Source organism: Candidatus Omnitrophota bacterium, from assembly GCA_016929445.1.
Taxonomy (GTDB): Bacteria; Omnitrophota; Gorgyraeia; order JAFGIU01; family JAFGIU01; genus JAFGIU01.
In genome coordinates, this window is the sequence record JAFGIU010000078.1 from 1 (window position 1) to 17088 (window position 17088).

Genomic DNA, 17088 nt, shown 5'->3' on the forward strand with positions numbered 1-17088 from the left:
CAGGATTTTGACGGCCTTTTGCTGGTCGGGGTCGGGGGGGAGAGGGGTTTTTGCTTTGTCATCCCGAACCCTGGCGGGGACGTGGGGATCTTTGTCCCGCAAAGATGGCCGCGGCTCTGCTGGGCCTCGCCATGACGTATTCGTGTTACATTGCTTTACGGAATTCGCCACGGACAAAGTGAAGGCATTTGCATCCACCTCTACCAAAGTCCCAATCGTGGCACGCTGCTTGAGCTCCTCAGGATCAAAAAGCCGGATCACGCCGAACTCGCCGTCATATCCTGCCTGGCGGATCACTCGCCCTTGCCGCATGCGTTCAATGGCTTCGGTGAGCAAGGAAAATTGCAGCTTCTCGAGTTGCTCCGGCGGCAGCTCGTTGAGAATATGAAACTCGCTCCCGAATTTTGCCAGCAGCTTCTCGTATTGCTGTTGTACCTTCTTGCTCCCGGGCCCGACTCCCAAAATTTCGGAAAGGATCTCCGGCAGAGGAATGATGCTGCGGAACGCATCCGTGTGTGCCGGTCTCTCCAGAGGAGCCCGGTCTGCCAGTTCTTCCACGCGGTACAGGACGCCGAGAGTCAGCGGTTTATTGCATACCGGACAAATCCCTCCATGACTCCGGCTTTCTTTTGGAGACAGTTGAACTCCGCACTTGCGGTGTCCGTCTGCATGGTATTTGCCTTCTTCGGGGAAGAACTCGCAGGTTCCGCCGTATCCCTCTCCGGTTTCCAAAGCACGGCGCATGGAAAAGTAGTCCATGGGCGTTTCAAACAAGCAGGCCTCCCGTCCGAGTTTGGAGGGAGAGTGAGCGTCGGAGTTGGAAACCAGCCGGTACTTGTCCAAGTCTGAGACCCGCCAATTCATTTCCGGATCCGAAGAGAGCCCTGTCTCCACAGCAAATAGATGACCAGCCAAGTCTCCGTAGCAGCCGGCTACGGAATCGAAGCCCGACTTGGACCCGAGCACAGCAAACCAGGGGGTCCAGATATGCGCGGGCACCAGATAACAGTCCTCTCCGCCAGACTCCAAAGTGATCTCCAACAGGTCGCGGGAATCCAGGCCCAGGATCGGGCGGCCGTCGGAGCGGATATTACCGATGCTTCCGAGTTTGGCGTTGATCTTTTCAGCCTGTTCGACTGTGGGACTGTAAATGAGGTGGTGGATCTTTCGCGTGCGCTCGCCCTTCTTATAAATCGTGGAAATCTCCACGGAGAGCATAAAGCGCACGGGGCCTCTGCAAGAAGCGGGTAAGCGATTGGCGATGCCGCGTTCCAGGTCTTCCCGCAAACGAAAGAGCCCCTGTTCCGCAGGCACGAGCTTGCTCTTGATCTCCTCAATCCAGGCCGGGTGCGTGAAATCGCCGGTCCCGATCACCTGGATCCCTTTTTTCTGCCCCCAATAGGCCAGATTTTCCAGGTCGCAATCCTTGCTTGTGGCACGGGAATACTTGGAGTGAATATGCAGGTCCGCGTAGAAGCGGGGATGCTTGCTCATAATCTGGATTGTCCGTCCTTTCGAGAAATCCATTATAATTAACCCACCGCAATGAGGATATCTATTCGGGGCGTGCAAAGAGGAGGGGTTGAGGTGAGACGGCAAACTCTTTTGAGAGTTGTGTTTGGGGTCCTTCTGGGCGCCGGTATCTTGTTGGGATTCGCAGGCGCGTCCGCACTTGCGCAGGAGAGCAGCCTCACCTTGCGGGTCGGGGTTGCTCCCAACAACCCGCCGCTTATTTATAAGGAGGGCCAGAACATCGCCGGGTTGGAGGCGGACTTTGCGCGCAAGCTCGCCTGGGCTCTGGGCAAGGAAGTCCAATTTGTCGAACTCCAGTTCGATGAGCTTATCTCCGCACTGAATGACGGCCGTGTGGACATTATTATGTCCGGCATGTCCGTGTCAGAGCCGCGCAGCCTGAACATCGCATTTACGGAGCCGTATTTACGAACAGGGCAGACAGCCTTGATCCGCCGGGAGGATTCATCCCGCTATCTCAATCCTGATGAGGCTCTTTCCACAGAGGCCAAGGTCGGTGTGGAGCGGGGGACCACCGGGGATCTTCTGGTGCAGGAGCGTTTTCGCAATGCCCAGCGCATGGTCTACAAGGATCCTCAGCGTGCGGTGCGGGCTCTGAAGAAGAGGAAAATAGGATTATTTGTTCACGACGCCCCGGTGATTTGGTGGCTGGCTGCGGAAAACGAGGCAGATGGTTTGATTGCAATGAGCCGGGGGCTGACCGAGGAGTATCTTGCGTGGGGGGTTCGTCAAAGTGACACGGAGCTCCTGGAGGATATCAACTATCGCGTTGCACTGTGGCGGCAGGACGGGACCTTGGGAGATATTCTGCGCCGCTGGGTTCCCTGCGCGGAGTAAGCACTGAATAATATCACCGCCTACCTAAAAACGAGTGGCGCCCCGGAGGCTTTATGTGTCCGGGGGCTTCCCTATTCCTTTGACCGCGTGCTCGTGGTGCCGGCTTGTCAAGAGCCGGTGTCTTTACTCAATCGCTTGTTCTCCATCCCAACGGGCGGCCAGTCTGTTTTGTGTGTGCTGGTCCTCAATGGCTTCGGCAGTCAGGGGCTCCGGCGATCCCGGAAGCTGTTGAGCCGGCTCCGGAATCATTACCCGGCCATTTGGCAAACCCCGGGTTGTTCCCAGTTGTCGCTGCATTGTTCCCAGCCACTTTGGAAGCGGGCAATTCTCGCCGTGGATTGCTGCACACAGGGCCGTCTTTTGTCTCCTGAACATGGAACAGGCCTGGCGCGCAAGATCGGGGCGGACATCGCCTGCCGGCTTATTGATGTGGGAGCAGTGAAGCATCCGTTCATCCATTGCACGGATGCGGACGTGGTTTTGCCCGTAGGATATTTTGATGTGCAGCCCGCCCCGGAAGACGTGGCATTAGTGTATCCTTTTGAGCTTTGGTGCGCCGGGGACTCGAGCGCGCAAAGAGTTCAACTGATGCAAATGTACAAACTCCATTACGAGCGTAGCGGATTGGATTGGGCTCGTTCTCCGTACACCTTTCACACCGCGGCAAGGGCGCTGGCCGTGGATTCCGGTGACTACGCTGCGGCAGGGGGTTTTCCGAAAATTGCGGACAACGAGGCCTTTTATCTTCTGAATGAACTCTCGAAATTGGGCCGGGTCCGGAGTCTTTCCTCTCCCACCCTGGGGGTCCATCAGAACGGGGATAGCATGGGCCCTCTGGAGGAGCCGCGATTTTTGCATCCTCAGGTGTTTTTCTACCTAAAAACCTGGCTCAAGCAAATGAGTGAGTTTTGGGGCAAGAGGAAAACCTTTTGCCAGCTGGGATTTGGGCGTATCCTAACCCGGGGTTTGGCCTATGAACGTGCTTCCGGTCTTTCGGCGGAGATTTTGCAGAAAGTCCTGGAGTCCATGGGGGCGGAGCAAGCCGTGCGTCATGGGTTGGAGCGTGCCCGGACGCGGGAGGAGTTTCTGAAGTCCCTGCACACTTGGTTTGATGCCGCGAAAACGCGCCGCTTCCTCAATCTGTTGTCTTGCTCCTACTACCCTTCGGTGAGTTTGCCGCAGACTTTGCTTAGAGCTCCCTTTACGCCCAAGTTAAGCCAGAATTGGGGGCATGGCATTGATCCCTTGCAGACAGCAGTAGCTGCCTTTAGAGAAAGAGAAATCCTTCAAGCAATAAAAGCAGAAAGCTAATTGACGCATGAGTTTGCCTGATAGGAGTTTTGTGGAGCAAAAGAAAGTCAAGGAGTGCCCCAGGGGGCATTGTGTGTGGATTTACCGAAAGTCCGAGGCCTATGTCAGCAGAGTTCTCGAATACAATCAGCTCCATCCTGAGACGCCGATCCGGATTCTTTTTGTGTGCGGCGGACTCATTGAGGTCACCCGGAATGGAGGGCATCTGCCTCCGATGGAGACGGAGAGGCTGCGATGGTTCCGGGCCCGGCTTCCGCAGGGGGTGGAGATTCATGCTTGTTTGGAAACCCCGCAGGGAGAGACGCTTGCTGCCCTGGAATGGTCTCAACAAGAAGCCCTTGCTCAAGAGGTGGCCAAGGCCATTGATACGAATCCGGATATTCAGGGAGTGCACTTTGATATTGAGCCTTACCGGCCCGGCGCCCTTCCCTTCTACATCTACATGAAGAAGTATTGCGCGAAATCCGTGGGCGCGGCGGTTAGCGGGGCAGATGCGCAACTCCTCGGTGTTTTGGATTTTCCGGTTCTGATGGGCTATGACTTGGCCTCGGAACCGCCTCATTCACCCAAGGCTTTCGGCGCTGCCGCAGCCAGAATCTACACGGAGTATGCCCGTGCGGCTTCCGCGGCCGGCACCTGTTATTTTGTGGGCGTTCCGTTTATCTCTACCTGGTGCGAATTTGAATACCGGAAAAACCGTAAGACAAATATTGTCGAACATACGCCATGGCGCATGGAAGCTTACGTGCGCGAAGCTCTTCACGTTTTTGAAAAGGAGCATTTCAAATCAGATCCTTATTACGCGGGTGTCGGGATCTGGGGCTTTCTGGAACCTTCCGAACCAGGCGTGAGTCCGCTGCGTCTGGAGTGGGGGACTTACCCTCACCTCATTAAAGAGGAGTGTTGGGCACTTTTGCCCCGCTTTGCCTGAGTGAAACTCATTCGACTCTTTTTTGCCCTTGCTTTGCTTTCTACAATCACCCCTTCCTTTGCTGCTCAGACAGGAGGAGTGATTGCCACACCCCATCCCATTGCCACTGAAGCCGGAAAGCAAGTCTACGCGCGCGGCGGGAATGCCGTGGATGCCGCAGTGGCGGCGGCGCTCACCCTGGGGGTGGTGGACGGATACAATTCCGGGATCGGCGGGGGCTGTTTGATGCTGGTGCGCTGGTCCTCCGGGGAGATCGCGGCCTTTGACGGCCGGGAAACTGCGCCTGCCTTGGCAACCTCAGACATGTTTATCCGAGAGGGACAGGTGGATTCCAAGCTCAGCCGTTTGGGGGCTTTGGCAGTGGGCGTTCCCGGTTCTTTGGCCGTGTACGATCATGCGTTGCGGGTAGGCGGCCGCTTCTCACTTGCCGAACTTCTGGCCGGGGCCGCGTATTTGGCCGAAGAAGGCTTTGAGATTGACGGAAATTATTCAGAGCGCTTGGCCCGCGCCGCGCCGTATCTTCTGAATTTTAAGAGTTCCAGCGAAGTGTTTCTGGATGAGAGGGGATTTGCCTGGCCCGAAGGGCACCGGCTCAGACAACCGGATCTGGCCCGAACCTACCGCAGTCTTTCCCGGCAGGGCATTGACTATTTTTACGGCGGGCCCTTTGCCGAGGCGGTCGAGGACTGGATGAACCAAAACGGCGGCCTGCTTAGTACACAGGACTTCAGGGATTATCAGATGCGTTTCCGCGAGCCGGTTGCCTGCATCTATCGCGGTTATACGGTTGTGGGATTCCCTCCGCCGAGTTCCGGGGGGATTCAGGTGGCTGAAATCCTCAATATCCTGGAAAACTTTGATCTTAAAGCCCTGGATCAAGAGTCCCGCTCTCTTCGCTGGCACGTGATGGGGGAGGCCATGAAGCGGGCCTTTGCTGACCGGGCTTACTGGTTAGGCGATTCGGATTATGTGTCCGTGCCCCGGGGCCTTGCCGGCAAATCCTATGCGCGTGCCCTGGCCGGACAAATCAATCTCGATAAAACATCCCCGGTTTCCACACACGGGATGCCCCCGAAGGCTGCCGAGGATCTCTTTGGCAAACATACGGCGCATATCAGCGCAGCGGATGCGCAGGGGAATTGGGTGGCGCTGACCGCATCGCTCAACACGAGCTTTGGCTCCAAGGTGGTGATCCCTGGGACAGGGGTCCTGCTCAATAACCAGATGGACGATTTTTCTGCGCTGCCGGATTCGGCCAATGCCTATGGTTTGGTCGGGTTTGAGGCCAATAGTGTGGGGCCTCGTAAACGTCCGCTTTCCAGCATGAGCCCGACCTTGGTCTTGGAGGGCCAAAGGCCGGTGCTTGTTTTGGGCGCAGCCGGCGGGCCGACGATCATCAGCCAGGTTGTGCAGGTGATCGTTAATTACCTGGATTTGGGTATGCCTTTGGAGGAGGCGGTGGCGGCCCCGCGGATTCATCACCAGTGGAAACCCGACCGTCTGCGCACGGAAGAGTCTGTGCAGCACGATCAGGTGCGTGAACTCTTGTCCTACGGCCACTTGCTGGAGATGACGGAATTCATGGGGGCAACCCAGGCTGTGGGCTACGATGCCGGCGGCGCACTTGTGGCCGTGGAAGATCCTCGCCTGAATTCGCGGCGGTCCTCCCATTGACAGAGATCTGAGCCGGGCCTAGAGTAGGCCCCATGTTGCGGAAGCTTTTTATCCCTCACAGGAATTTTCTGGTTGGTCTGCTGATTGCGGGTTTGCTCCTGTTGGTTGTTCTGGGCGCGATGCCCCATAACCATGCTTTGGATCCGGAACACGGTTCCTCTGAATCCGGTCAGTGTTTAATCTGCAAGGCTGTCCGGGGCTTTATTTCCGCAGATCCATCACCCCCGGTGCTGTTCTCTGAGAGTGAAAGTCGTTCTCAAATCATTCCGGAATTTTCCGAGAAGTGCCCCTTGTTGACTGCAAAGGCGTCCTGCCCCCAACGTGCGCCGCCTTGTTGGGTTTCCAACACCGTCTAACGCAGTTCGATACCTGACATTCAATCATCGAATCAACCCGCAGAATAGGAGACTCGTATGCGAAGAGTCATTGCAACCTTGCTTGCATTCTGCCTCCTCCCGGCCCCGGCCTTTGCCGGGCTTGCGGAGGCGGAGGCGAACGCACTGAAAGACGAAATCCGCCATTTGACCGAGGCGGTTGAGGCCTTGACCCGGACGGTTCAGCGCCAGGAATCCCGTATCCAGGAACTGGAAGCGGAAAAACGTGAACCGGAAGCCAAGGCAGAGCGTCCGGCTCCGGTTTCGCTTCCGGTGGTGCGCGCGGAGGCGCCCAAGGGTTTGTCTGTGTTCAATCCCGAAATCGGTGCAGTGGCCGATATTGTGGCAAAGCTGACGGAAAGCGGGGAGGACGGCGAAGGAAATGACAAGATCAGCGTGCGCCACCTGGAACTGGTCTTGGGACATGATGTGGATCCCTTCACCCGCATGGATGTGGTTCTCGGACTCTCGGATTATGAGCACCACATTCATGTTGGGGAAGCCTATATCACGCGCTGGGAACTGCCCTGGGACACCAAAATCCGTTTGGGCCGGGTCCGTCCCAAGGTGGGCAAGTCCGCGCCTTTGCATTTGGGCATGCTCGATACCGTGGACCAGCCCTTGGTGGTGCAGAGTTATTTGGGGCACGAAGGGCTCGCGCGCACCGGGATCGAGGGGAACTGGTTTTTGCCGGAGTTTGCCGATACTCTCACCCAAGAGCTCAGCCTCAATTTGAGCGAAGGCGGCGTGGGCGAAGGCGGAGCCCTGTTTGGGGAAACAAGCAGGCGTCCCTCTTTCTTCGGGCATCTCAAGAATGCCTGGGACATCAACGACGAAAACACTTTTGAGTTGGGAGCGACTTATCTCACGGGTGCGAAGGGAGAGGAGGAAAATTTTGATGTTCACTCCCTGGGACTGGACGCGACCTGGATTGCCTACCCGACCCCCAGTACCCGCCTGAAGTGGCAGAGTGAGGTTTACCTCCAGCACCGCGAGGACACCGATCCTGGACTTTCCAACGATCCATGGGGCATGTATAGCTTGTTGGACTATCGTTTGGGGCCCAAGTGGGGAACCGGCCTGCGTTTCGATTATGTGGAGTTGGTGGATGCCCCGATAAGCAATCCCAGGTCCGCAGATATGGGAGCCGCTGCCTATCTCACCTTTTACCAAAGCGAATTTGCGCGTTGGCGCGCTCAAGTGCAGCATGTGGAATGTGCCGAAGGAGGGAACGACAACCGTTTCTACCTGCAGGGCACATTTGCGATCGGTGTTCATAAGCACCAGTTGCAGTAGGCACAGGAGATTCAGATCATGAAAAGAATTCTGACGGTTCTAGGTATCGCAATGTTTACGATGACCCCCGTGGTTCAAGCCAAACCCTTGCGTGTGGTGGCGACACTCTCCACCTTTGCGGATTTGGCTCAGACCGTGGGCGGAGAGCATGTGAAGGTTTCTTATATAGCTTCTCCAAAATTCAACCCGCACTTTATCGAACCCCGGCCCAGCGATGTGCTCAAGGTCAAGAAGGCCGGACTTTTCATTCATGCGGGCCTGGATCTGGAGATGTGGCGGTGGCCTTTGGTGGATGCGGCAGGCAACGGAGCGGTGCGGCCCGGAGGGGAGAGGGAACTGGATCTTTCCCGGGGGATTTCACTCATCGAGATCCCCACTAGCGCAGTCAGCCGGTCCCAGGGCGATATCCATATCTACGGCAATCCGCATTATTGGGTGGCGCCGGCGAACGCCGGAATCATGGCTCAGACAATTGCGGACAAGTTGACGGAGATCGATCCTGCGAATGAGGCGGACTACCAGGCGGCGGCGAGTGCTTTTGTGCAGAAACTCAACGCGGCGATTGTGCGCTGGCGGCAAGAAATCGCGCCTTTGCAAGGGAAGGAGGCGGTGGCCTATCACAACGAGTGGCCTTACTTGACAAACTTTGCGGGTCTTCGCGTGGACTATTTTCTGGAACCCAAGCCCGGGATTCCGCCCACTCCAAAGCATGTCCAGTTCCTGGAAAACTATATGCGCCAAAAGGGAATTCACGTGATTCTACAGTCCAATTCTTCGCCTAACGCGGCCTCCCGGAAACTTGCTGAAGCTACCGGAGCGCGCCTCGTGACGCTCTGCCATAATGTGGGCGGGCTTCCCGGTTGCGACGACTATTTTGCGATGATGGATTACAACCTGAATCAGCTCACGGAGGTTTTTGAAAACTAATGGAATTTTTGCAACTGATGGCGGCTCCGTTCCTGGCCTGTCTGGTTCTAACCGGCATCCATGCCTACTTAGGCTTGCATGTGATCGAGCGCGAGGTTATTTTTGTGGATTTGGCTTTGGCTCAGGTCGCGGCCTTTGGGGCAACCGTGGGGTATCTCTGGGGATTCGGGTTGCACTCCTCTCAGGGCTATCTCACGGCCCTGGGCTTCACAATGGCGGGGGCAGCGGTCTTTGCCTTTACGCGGACCCGCAAACCCGTGGTTCCGCAGGAGGCGCTTATCGGGATTGTCTACGCGGTGGCGGCTGCAGCCTCCATTCTGGTCCTGAGCCGGGCCCCTGAAGGCGGGGAGGAACTTAAATCCCTCATGGTGGGGCATCTCTTATTTGTCCGGTGGCCGGAGATTCTTAAGGTGTTTCTTCTTTACAGCGCGATCGGGTTCCTGCACTGGCGTTTGCGCAGGCCTTTCTTGGAGATCTCTCAAGATGTCGAGGCTGCCTTTGCCAGGGGAATGCGGGTGAGGCTGTGGGATTTCCTTTTCTATGCGACCTTCGGTTTTGTGGTTACCAGCTCCGTGGAGCTGGGAGGTGTGCTGGTGGTCTTCTCCTTCCTGATTGTGCCTGCGGTGTGCGGAGTCCTGCTGGTCCGGAGTGTTCTGGCGCGTCTGGTGGTGGGTTGGATGTGCGGGACGCTCACGAGTGCGGCGGGAATCGTGGCCAGCTACGTGTGGGATTTGCCTACGGGGGCCAGTGTTGTTTGTTGTTTCGGGATTTGCCTGATTCTTTGTGCTCTCTTTGCGGGGGTGCGGGGCCGCCCTTCTCATTGAAGCTCTGACGACTTTACCTATAATAGGGAGCGGAGGGGCTGATCATGATACGTTGGGGGCTGACTATCGTAGGGGTCGGGATGCTTATCCTGGCCGTGGTTCAACGCGTTTCTTTCCCGCCTATTTCCACGACTCCTGAAGTGGTGACGACTGAAAGAGCGGTGGAGTATCTTCAGGATTATGGCCAATACCGGTATTTAAGCATTCAAAGCGCACCGGACTTGGATCGCCGCATCTACGAGGCTGTTTCCGTGCGGCCCGCGAACGCAGCGCGTCCCACAGACAAAGTCTACTCGCCGCTCGGTCCGGGCGATGGTTTTCCTGCAGATTTGGAATCCTACCTTGGGACTTTGGTGCGTGTGAACAGGCGCTCCACAGGGCACAAGGTCTCCTTGGGTATGGTTGAAGACAAGAAGGCGGGAAAGGAGGAGATGGTGCAGGAGCGGATCCTCACTCCCATTGAGGGAAGCGATTACCGGCTTTGGGTGATTTCTCCCTCTTTTGACGGGGGTGACCCGGGCGGGTGGCACAGGTACTCTTCTTTTGAGGGGGTGCTTACGCGTTTCAGGGATCTCAAGGAGAATGTCAGACGGCCGGATGTCGAGCATAGCTACAAAGAGCTGGTTCAGTTCATTGAAAAGGAATTTGGCATAGCCGTGCCGGAGGACGCCTACTTATTGGTCTGTGATGTGGACTGGGACCACAAGCCTTACTATTACTGTCCCCTGAAGGGAAGCCAAAACCAGATTTTTTATATGATGAGCGATGCGATCCTGAATAAGGTTCAATCGCAGTCTTTGCTGACCGGGATCTTCAAGCCTTGGAACTCTGCGGTCTACGGTGACTTCGGAAAGATTCTGGGGATTGATATGCCCAAGACCATTGGCATTTTGGACCAACGCAACGGTGAGGACTACAATCGCGACCGGAGCGTAGACTTTTCCAATATGGTCGTTATGGGGTCCTTTTTTACCCTGCTCGGTATCATCGGAATCATCCGGCACCGTTTTAAGATGAAAAAACTGGCTAAGCAGAGAATACAATCCCCCTTGCACAATCCCCAACACCTGGAGAGGAACGTCGATGACCAAACTTAAGGTTTGTTTTGTGATCCTGATCTTGTCTTCGGTTGGGATAAGTCCCGTGGCCCTGGCTGATGAAGATTCCGGCCGCATTATTAGCGGGGTTCTCGGAAGCTTGCTCGGGGTGCCTCCGCAAGAGCAGGAGCAGCCGGATGCCGTTTATATTGCTCAAGAAAAAGAAAAGCTCGTGTACTTGCTCCAGAGCGGGGAATATGCGACCAGCCGCCAAGGCGAGCCGGTGGACGCGATGTTGCTGGGTATTCCTTTGACGCGTGCGGACCATGTGTACAAGGCCACGCCGTTTCCGCCCCCGGGCGGCGCCTATCGAGCGACGAATCCCTATTCCGCGCAGCCGGGATCTTCGACGAGCGCTCCTTCAGGGTCTTATCAACAACAGTTGGAACAAATGCGCCAAGGGTACTGATCCAAGCCGATGGATCAAGTTCCTCTTTTCACAGATCTCTTCCTGGTTCTCGGCCTCGCCACTCTGGTGGCCGTGGTTCTTGAGCGTTTTCGTCTCCCCACGATCATAGGTTTTCTGTTAGCCGGTCTGGCAATGGGTCCGCACGGCTTTGGTTTGCTCCCGGATGTAGACCGCATTCACCATGTGGCGGAGTTGGGGGTGGCTTTACTCATGCTCACAATCGGGCTGGAGCTTTCCTTTGATCGTTTGAAAGGGATGGGCCGCGTCGCAGTCTTGGGCGGAGGCCTGCAACTGGTGCTTTCCAACTTGATCGGCATGGGCTTTGCCTATTGGAAAGGGTGGCCGCTCTTCCAGGGGTTCCTCCTTGGGTCGATGATTGCGCTCAGCTCTACGGCCATTGTTCTCAAATACTTGATTGACCGCGGTGAGACAGATGCAGTCCACGGGCGCATGGCAGTGGCTATTCTTATCTTTCAAGACCTGGCCATTGTTCCGCTCATGATCCTGGCCGGAGCCGGGTCAGGAAACGGGGGTATTTTTGAGGAACTGCTCACACCGATTGCCAAGGCCCTGGTATTTTTGCTTGCGATTATCTTGGCCTCGAAATATGTGTTGCCGTGGGTTTTGAGGCAAGTCGCCCTGCATCGAAGCCGGGAAATATTCTTTTTGTCCGGCGTGGCCCTTTGTTTGGTCACTATGTGGGCCGGGGAAAAGATGGGCTTGTCGATTGCGATCGGAGCCTTCTTTGCCGGACTGATGTTTGCGAACAGTGATTACAGCCATCAGCTCCTGGGCGATATCACACCCTTCAGGCATCTCTTTGTCAGTTTCTTTTTCGTGTCACTCGGCATCCTTTTTGATATCCACTTTGCCTTGGAAAATATCTGGTTGATCCTGCGTGTGGTCGGGCTTGTGCTCCTGGTCAACTTTGTGCTCATGAGTGTCTTGCTCACGGTTTTGGGTTACGCTCCGAGAATAGCGTTGACTGTCGGCATTATTCTGTCGCAGGTTGGGGAGTTTTCTTTCCTTTTTCTGGAAACGGCGCGTTCATCGGGCGCTGTGGGCCCGAGGCTCTACCAGGTGCTTATCTCTTGCGCTTTTATTACCATGTGCATGACCCCGATCCTGTTCGCAATGGTGACTCCGATTTCACGTTTTGCTCAACGCCGCCCCCGGATGGGACTGCCCCCGACTCAGTGGGGACCTGACCAGGGAGTCTCGGGCGCGCTGCGGGAGCACATCATTCTTTGCGGGTTTGGACCCACAGGCCAGGACATGAGTTCCGCCTTTCAGGAAGAGAAGATTCCCTTTGTCTTGGTCGAGATGAATCCGCGGCAGATTGCCAAGGCCCGCGAACGGCGCGTGCGTGTGATTTACGGGGATGCGGCCAACCGTGAGGTTATGCACAAGGCCGGGATTGAGCGCGCCAAGGCCGTGGTCGTGAGTTTTGGGGATCCGGTGGGAATGGCGCAGATGATCCGGGTGGTAGAGGCCCTGAACCCTGGAATCTTGTTAGTGGTACGGACTCGTTTCGAACGCGATGCGGCGCGTCTGTACGGATTGGGAGCGGACATTGTGATTGTGGAGGAATGGGAGGCGAGTTTTGAGTTGCACCGGACGGTCTTGGCGGCTCTGCAAGTGCCTCCCGAACACATTAACCGGCATTTGGAGCGCATCCGCACACGAAAAGAGCTAATTGTCGAGGATTCTATCCTGAACACCGAGAGCAACTAGATCCCCTACAGGGACGGTTCTCGCCTATTCCTTTCGCAGCAAGGAGTTACGTGAGAACCGTCCCCCCAACCGCATCCGTCTTGTTAGAGCGGTGAGCAGTTCTCCACCGCGCTGCCAGCCAGCAAACTCCTCGTGAGTCTGTATGCGATTGGGGATGGACGGCGCCTCGCAGAGGAGCTCAAAATCGCTGAAGCCACAGATGTCTTGGCTGCGTGTGCCCTGCGATTTTGGGCAGCCCCCCGTACTTTACTGTTTGATGAAGCGACTTTATAAGGCGATCCGGCGCGAGGTGACCGGCCCGATCCCTAGGGAATGCAGACCCGAAATCCACACTCATGGGGACGACCCTTACATAACTCCCATTGCTGTAAATAGTTGGCGAGAACCGTCCCTGGTGTATAATGGGCCCCGTGATCAACCCGCTCTACGACTCCATTGCGATTGAGAACTCCGCCCAAATGAGGGAGGCTCAACGCCAAGTCAACGAAGAGATGATTCGCCGCGATTGTCTCTTTGACGGCAAACCCCTGCCGCACTTCCTTAAACCGTATTTTCTCTCCGAAAAGCAAACGGAGCTTCTGGGGGATATGTCCGCGTGTCTTATCGGCGTTTTGGAGAAGATCACCAAGATCTACTTTGAGCGTCCGGAGCTGCAATCCAAGTTCGGCCTCAGTCCTTTGGCCGCGGAACTCATGGAGATCCACCCGGGCTATTCCAGGAACATTGTGATCTCCAGGCCGGATGCCTTTCTGGACGGGGAGGACCTGCAGTTTATCGAGTTCAACTGCGACAGTCCGGCCGGGGCGGTGTTCACGGACCTGGAAGAGGAAATCTTTCTCAATGCCTTCCCGATGACAGAGTTGGGTAAGCAGGTGGATTGGGTGCGCTTCAGCCGCACAGAGGCTGTGGTCGACGCACTCTTGGATTGCTATATGGATTTCGGCGGACGGCGTGAGCACCCGAGCATTGCCATTGTGGATTGGAGAGATGTGAAGACCCAGGGGGAGTTCAAGCTTCTCCAAAATTACCTCAATCAGGAAGGTTACGAGGCCGTGATTGCGGACCCCAGGGATTTGGTCTACAAGCAGGGGGAGCTTTATGCCGGAGGCGTGCGCATTGACTTGGTCTACCGGCGTGTGATTTTTAATGAACTCATGGAGAGCATTTACGAGGTCCAAGACTTTATCCGCGCCTATCGCGATAAAAAGGTTTGTGTGGTGAATCCTCTGCGTTCGCGGCTTGCGGCCAACAAGGCCATGCTCTCTCTTCTCACCAATAACGCTTATGACCATTTCTTCACCGACAAAGAAAATGAGGCTAAGAAGAAGTATATTGCCTGGACGCGCCGGCTGGTCGACGCCGAGCACTTTTACGGGGGGCGGAAGAAACTGGTGATCGATCTGGTGTTGAATCACCAGGAGGATATGGTGCTCAAGCCGGCCGACGGCTATGGCGGCAAGAATGTTTTCATCGGAAGAGAGACCTCCAAAGAAGAATGGCGGAGGCTTGCGGAAAAGGCGTTGGATGCTGAGGAGGAGTGGGTGGTTCAGGAATACGTGCCTATTCCCGAGCAGACTGTGCCGGTGATCGAAGGCAATGCCGTCAAGCTGGTGAAGAAGAAGGTGAATATCAATCCCTATGTTTTTAACGGTCGTTATGCGGGCGCCATTGCCCGCCTGTCCGACGACTCGGTCATCAATGTGAGTGCCGGCGGCGGATTGGTGCCGGCCATTACCTATGCGGAGAGAGAAGAGACTTGATCATTGACGTGCACAATCACATCGGGCGAAGCGGGGACGGCTGCGAATCCCGTTTGGAAGATTTGTTTAGGGCCATGGAAGCGGGCGGAGTCGACCGGACCGTGCTCTTTCCCGTTGACGACAAAGCTGAAGGGGCGGGCTACCGGAGCGCGAATGACCGGGTTTTGGAAGCCGCGCAGCAGCATCCGGGGAAGATCATTCCCTTCTGCCGCGTGAAGCCCGCAGAGGGAGAACCGGCTCTGCAAGAGCTGCGGCGCTGCGCAGAGCGGGGCCACCGGGGTGTGAAGCTGCACCCGCGCTCCGACGAATTCAGCCCCGGACAGGCGCACGGCGTTCTGGAACTTGCCCAGGAGCTTGGGCTCCGCGTTGTGATCCATACCGAAAAAGAAGAGAACTGCCGGCCGGATGAGTGGCGTCCGTTCTTTGAAGAATTCCAGGGCATCCATTTTCTTATCACGCACGGCGGTAAAGGGACCTACCGGACGCTGCACGAAGTGATCGGCCATTTGCGGAATGTCTGGGTGGATACGAGCGTGCTTTCCATGTTTCGCACCAGCTTCATTATGCAGCATTTGGGTTTGGACCGGATCGTCTACGGCACGGACTTTCCCTATTCCCACCCTTTATTGGAAACAAAGAAGCACGAACTCATCCTGAGCGAAGCGGATGACCGGGACAGGGTGTTCTACCGGAATGCCTTGGATTTCCTGGGCGAGGTGAAAGGCGCTTTCTTGCTCTGAAAACGTTTCCACTGCGCGGGGAGCTTAGCCTCCAGAGATTGTATTTTGCGGTGCTGCTGCTCGATCATCCGGCCGAAAGCCAAAAGGAGTTCGGGGGAAGTGGGCTCCTTCGCATCTGTGTCGAAAGCGCTTTTCCTTAATAGCTCTGCCGCAAGATGCGTGTCGCGATGATTTCCGAGCAGTGTTTGCAGGGAGCTCAGACGCAGAATGAACTTGTCAAATCCCTTCCCATAGATTCCGCTGAACCACTCGCTCGTATAACGCAGTTGTTTGCAGGCGAGGCGCAGTTTATGCCAATCGCCTGGGTTCCCGTTTTGCAGGGCCTTTTTGCCCCAGCGTAGGACTTTGTTGTATTGCCCTTCCAGGAGTTTAACCGCGGCCTCGGAGGCGGGGGTGCATGCCAAAGGGGCTCGGGGCCGCTGAGCAGGACCCTGCTCAAGAAAGGCTGTGAGGTTTGCGAGGAAGCTCTGGTAACGCGCGGAATCCAGAACCTCCAACATCTCTTGCCGGACGATTTCACGTTTCTCCATGAGCCGGGCCTGATACTGTCCCACCGCATCCCCGTCCTCCTGGGCGGTGTAGAGATACCTGGAAATCATTTCCAAGTGATTATCATAATCCCGCACCCGGCCCAGGGCTTCCGCTATCCATTTGAGTGTGTTGTCGAAACTGATGACTTTGGAGGCCGGAAGCGCGTCTCCAAAGGTGACCCATGCAGCGCGCATCCGGCGGATCGCCACGCGCATGTCATGCACAAATTCGGGATCCAAGCCCAAGCGGGCGCCGGGCTCGTTGGCCCGCATGAACTGAAAATGCGCGGCCAGGACCCGGTAAGCCAAATCAATGAGGCGGTCTTGGTGCCTTGCCGTGGGCCGCAGCGGCACTGCCGGCGCCGGGGGCTTGAGCTCCAAGGCCTGAAGGCTCCGGTTGAACTTGCTGCCGGCAGAGGCGGGGATCGAAGTCTTCTCGCACAGCTCGCGCAGGATTGTTTCCGTGACATGGACCGGCCCGTTCCAGTGCTCGATTTCAACTTCCCTAAATGTGTCTGTCAGGACCGGGCGTTTCCCGTTGAGACGGAAAATGCGTGTGTGATCAATGGAGAGGGCCAACTCATGGTCTTCTCCGCGGCGCGCTGTGGCACAGGTGCGCTGGGTCTGGATTCTAAACAGGGGTTTGAGCCGCAGCGGGGCCCCGCATTGCTTGAGGTAGGCGCGGATCGCTCCCGGCGGAAGTGTGTTGAGGACTTTGCGAATCGGGGCCTGCACTTCTTCGATTTCAGCGCGTTGGGCCACCCCGCTCTTGGCCTCAGTCAGAGCCTTGAGAAAAATCTGCAGGCCGGATTTGCTTTGACGCACGCGAAGCGCGGCTCCGGCCCGGTAAAACCACCAATCCCGGGTATCCAGATAGATATCGCGGATTTGTTCCTCCCTGCGCACACCTTGTTTGAATTGGTAGTCGTTTTCCAGCAGAGAGAGCAAGGCCTCAAAGGCCTTTTCGTCCGCGTCCAGCTTGAGTTCCAATTCTTCTCTTCGCAGAAATCCGCTCATGGCAAATCCTTGTATGGTAGGCCCCGCAGCCTGCGGGGTGTTAGCATAGCACTGCGCTTGGGCCCGCGCAATCGCGGTCCAGCTTGGGTGTCAG

Annotated in this window: 14 protein-coding genes; 12 read left to right on the forward strand and 2 right to left on the reverse strand. The window is 56.4% G+C overall.

Features of this window, described 5'->3' with window-relative positions; translation table 11 throughout:
• On the reverse strand, positions 1-1494 hold a 1494-nt coding region (locus JW937_06570), incomplete at its 3' end, for an AAA family ATPase (protein MBN1587074.1).
• Between the two features lie 93 nt (positions 1495-1587).
• On the opposite strand from JW937_06570, the gene JW937_06575 reads away from it, so the two are divergent.
• The 12 genes from JW937_06575 (at position 1588) to JW937_06630 (ending at position 15447) form a co-directional block, all read left to right on the forward strand.
• Positions 1588-2370 carry a transporter substrate-binding domain-containing protein gene (locus JW937_06575; protein MBN1587075.1) on the forward strand — a complete coding sequence of 261 codons (783 nt, stop codon included), beginning with the start codon at positions 1588-1590 and terminating at the stop codon, positions 2368-2370.
• A gap of 135 nt (positions 2371-2505) precedes the next feature.
• A complete protein-coding gene (locus JW937_06580) occupies positions 2506-3681 on the forward strand; it encodes a hypothetical protein (GenBank protein MBN1587076.1) in 1176 nt (391 codons plus the stop codon).
• A 7-nt stretch (positions 3682-3688) separates the two neighbouring features.
• Positions 3689-4612: a hypothetical protein gene (locus JW937_06585; GenBank protein ID MBN1587077.1), complete on the forward strand. Its 924-nt coding sequence runs from the start codon at positions 3689-3691 to the stop codon at positions 4610-4612.
• The gene (gene ggt, locus JW937_06590) at positions 4613-6286 is read left to right on the forward strand and encodes a gamma-glutamyltransferase (GenBank protein ID MBN1587078.1); all 1674 of its coding nucleotides are present in this window, start codon (positions 4613-4615) and stop codon (positions 6284-6286) included. It abuts the gene before it with no gap.
• A gap of 413 nt (positions 6287-6699) precedes the next feature.
• Positions 6700-7956 (forward strand): hypothetical protein, encoded by a 1257-nt coding sequence (locus tag JW937_06595; GenBank protein ID MBN1587079.1) that lies wholly within the window; start codon positions 6700-6702, stop codon positions 7954-7956.
• Positions 7957-7974: 18 nt separating this feature from the next.
• Positions 7975-8883: a zinc ABC transporter substrate-binding protein gene (locus JW937_06600; protein ID MBN1587080.1), complete on the forward strand. Its 909-nt coding sequence runs from the start codon at positions 7975-7977 to the stop codon at positions 8881-8883.
• Positions 8883-9707: a metal ABC transporter permease gene (locus JW937_06605; protein ID MBN1587081.1), complete on the forward strand. Its 825-nt coding sequence runs from the start codon at positions 8883-8885 to the stop codon at positions 9705-9707. The genes JW937_06600 and JW937_06605 overlap by 1 nt, the downstream gene beginning before the upstream one ends.
• A gap of 44 nt (positions 9708-9751) precedes the next feature.
• Complete coding sequence (locus JW937_06610) at positions 9752-10804, forward strand: hypothetical protein (protein MBN1587082.1); 1053 nt, start codon at positions 9752-9754, stop codon at positions 10802-10804.
• On the forward strand, positions 10791-11213 hold the full coding sequence (locus JW937_06615; GenBank protein ID MBN1587083.1) for a hypothetical protein: 423 nt from the start codon (positions 10791-10793) through the stop codon (positions 11211-11213). Before JW937_06610 ends, JW937_06615 begins: the two co-directional genes overlap by 14 nt.
• 9 nt (positions 11214-11222) lie before the next feature.
• Positions 11223-12947, forward strand: coding sequence for a cation:proton antiporter (locus JW937_06620; GenBank protein MBN1587084.1), 1725 nt, complete (start codon positions 11223-11225; stop codon positions 12945-12947).
• A gap of 401 nt (positions 12948-13348) precedes the next feature.
• Positions 13349-14707: a circularly permuted type 2 ATP-grasp protein gene (locus JW937_06625; GenBank protein ID MBN1587085.1), complete on the forward strand. Its 1359-nt coding sequence runs from the start codon at positions 13349-13351 to the stop codon at positions 14705-14707.
• On the forward strand, positions 14704-15447 hold the full coding sequence (locus JW937_06630) for an amidohydrolase family protein (protein ID MBN1587086.1): 744 nt from the start codon (positions 14704-14706) through the stop codon (positions 15445-15447). The genes JW937_06625 and JW937_06630 overlap by 4 nt, the downstream gene beginning before the upstream one ends.
• On the opposite strand, the gene JW937_06635 is transcribed toward JW937_06630, so the two are convergent.
• Positions 15393-16994, reverse strand: a complete 1602-nt coding sequence (locus JW937_06635; protein MBN1587087.1) for a CHAD domain-containing protein — start codon at positions 16992-16994, stop codon at positions 15393-15395. The two genes, JW937_06630 and JW937_06635, sit on opposite strands and share 55 nt — an antisense overlap.
• Positions 16995-17088 lie beyond the last annotated feature (94 nt).

Excerpts from the sequence above, each read along its gene's own strand:
- JW937_06585 (MBN1587077.1), top strand. The coding sequence starts at position 3,689 with ATGAGTTTGCCTGATAGGAGTTTTGTGGAGCAAAAGAAAGTCAAGGAG.
- JW937_06595 (MBN1587079.1), top strand. The coding sequence starts at position 6,700 with ATGCGAAGAGTCATTGCAACCTTGCTTGCATTCTGCCTCCTCCCGGCC.
- JW937_06600 (MBN1587080.1), top strand. The coding sequence starts at position 7,975 with ATGAAAAGAATTCTGACGGTTCTAGGTATCGCAATGTTTACGATGACC.
- JW937_06605 (MBN1587081.1), top strand. The coding sequence starts at position 8,883 with ATGGAATTTTTGCAACTGATGGCGGCTCCGTTCCTGGCCTGTCTGGTT.
- JW937_06610 (MBN1587082.1), top strand. The coding sequence starts at position 9,752 with ATGATACGTTGGGGGCTGACTATCGTAGGGGTCGGGATGCTTATCCTG.
- JW937_06615 (MBN1587083.1), top strand. The coding sequence starts at position 10,791 with ATGACCAAACTTAAGGTTTGTTTTGTGATCCTGATCTTGTCTTCGGTT.
- JW937_06620 (MBN1587084.1), top strand. The coding sequence starts at position 11,223 with ATGGATCAAGTTCCTCTTTTCACAGATCTCTTCCTGGTTCTCGGCCTC.
- JW937_06625 (MBN1587085.1), top strand. The coding sequence starts at position 13,349 with ATGGGCCCCGTGATCAACCCGCTCTACGACTCCATTGCGATTGAGAAC.
- JW937_06635 (MBN1587087.1), bottom strand. The coding sequence starts at position 16,994 with ATGAGCGGATTTCTGCGAAGAGAAGAATTGGAACTCAAGCTGGACGCG.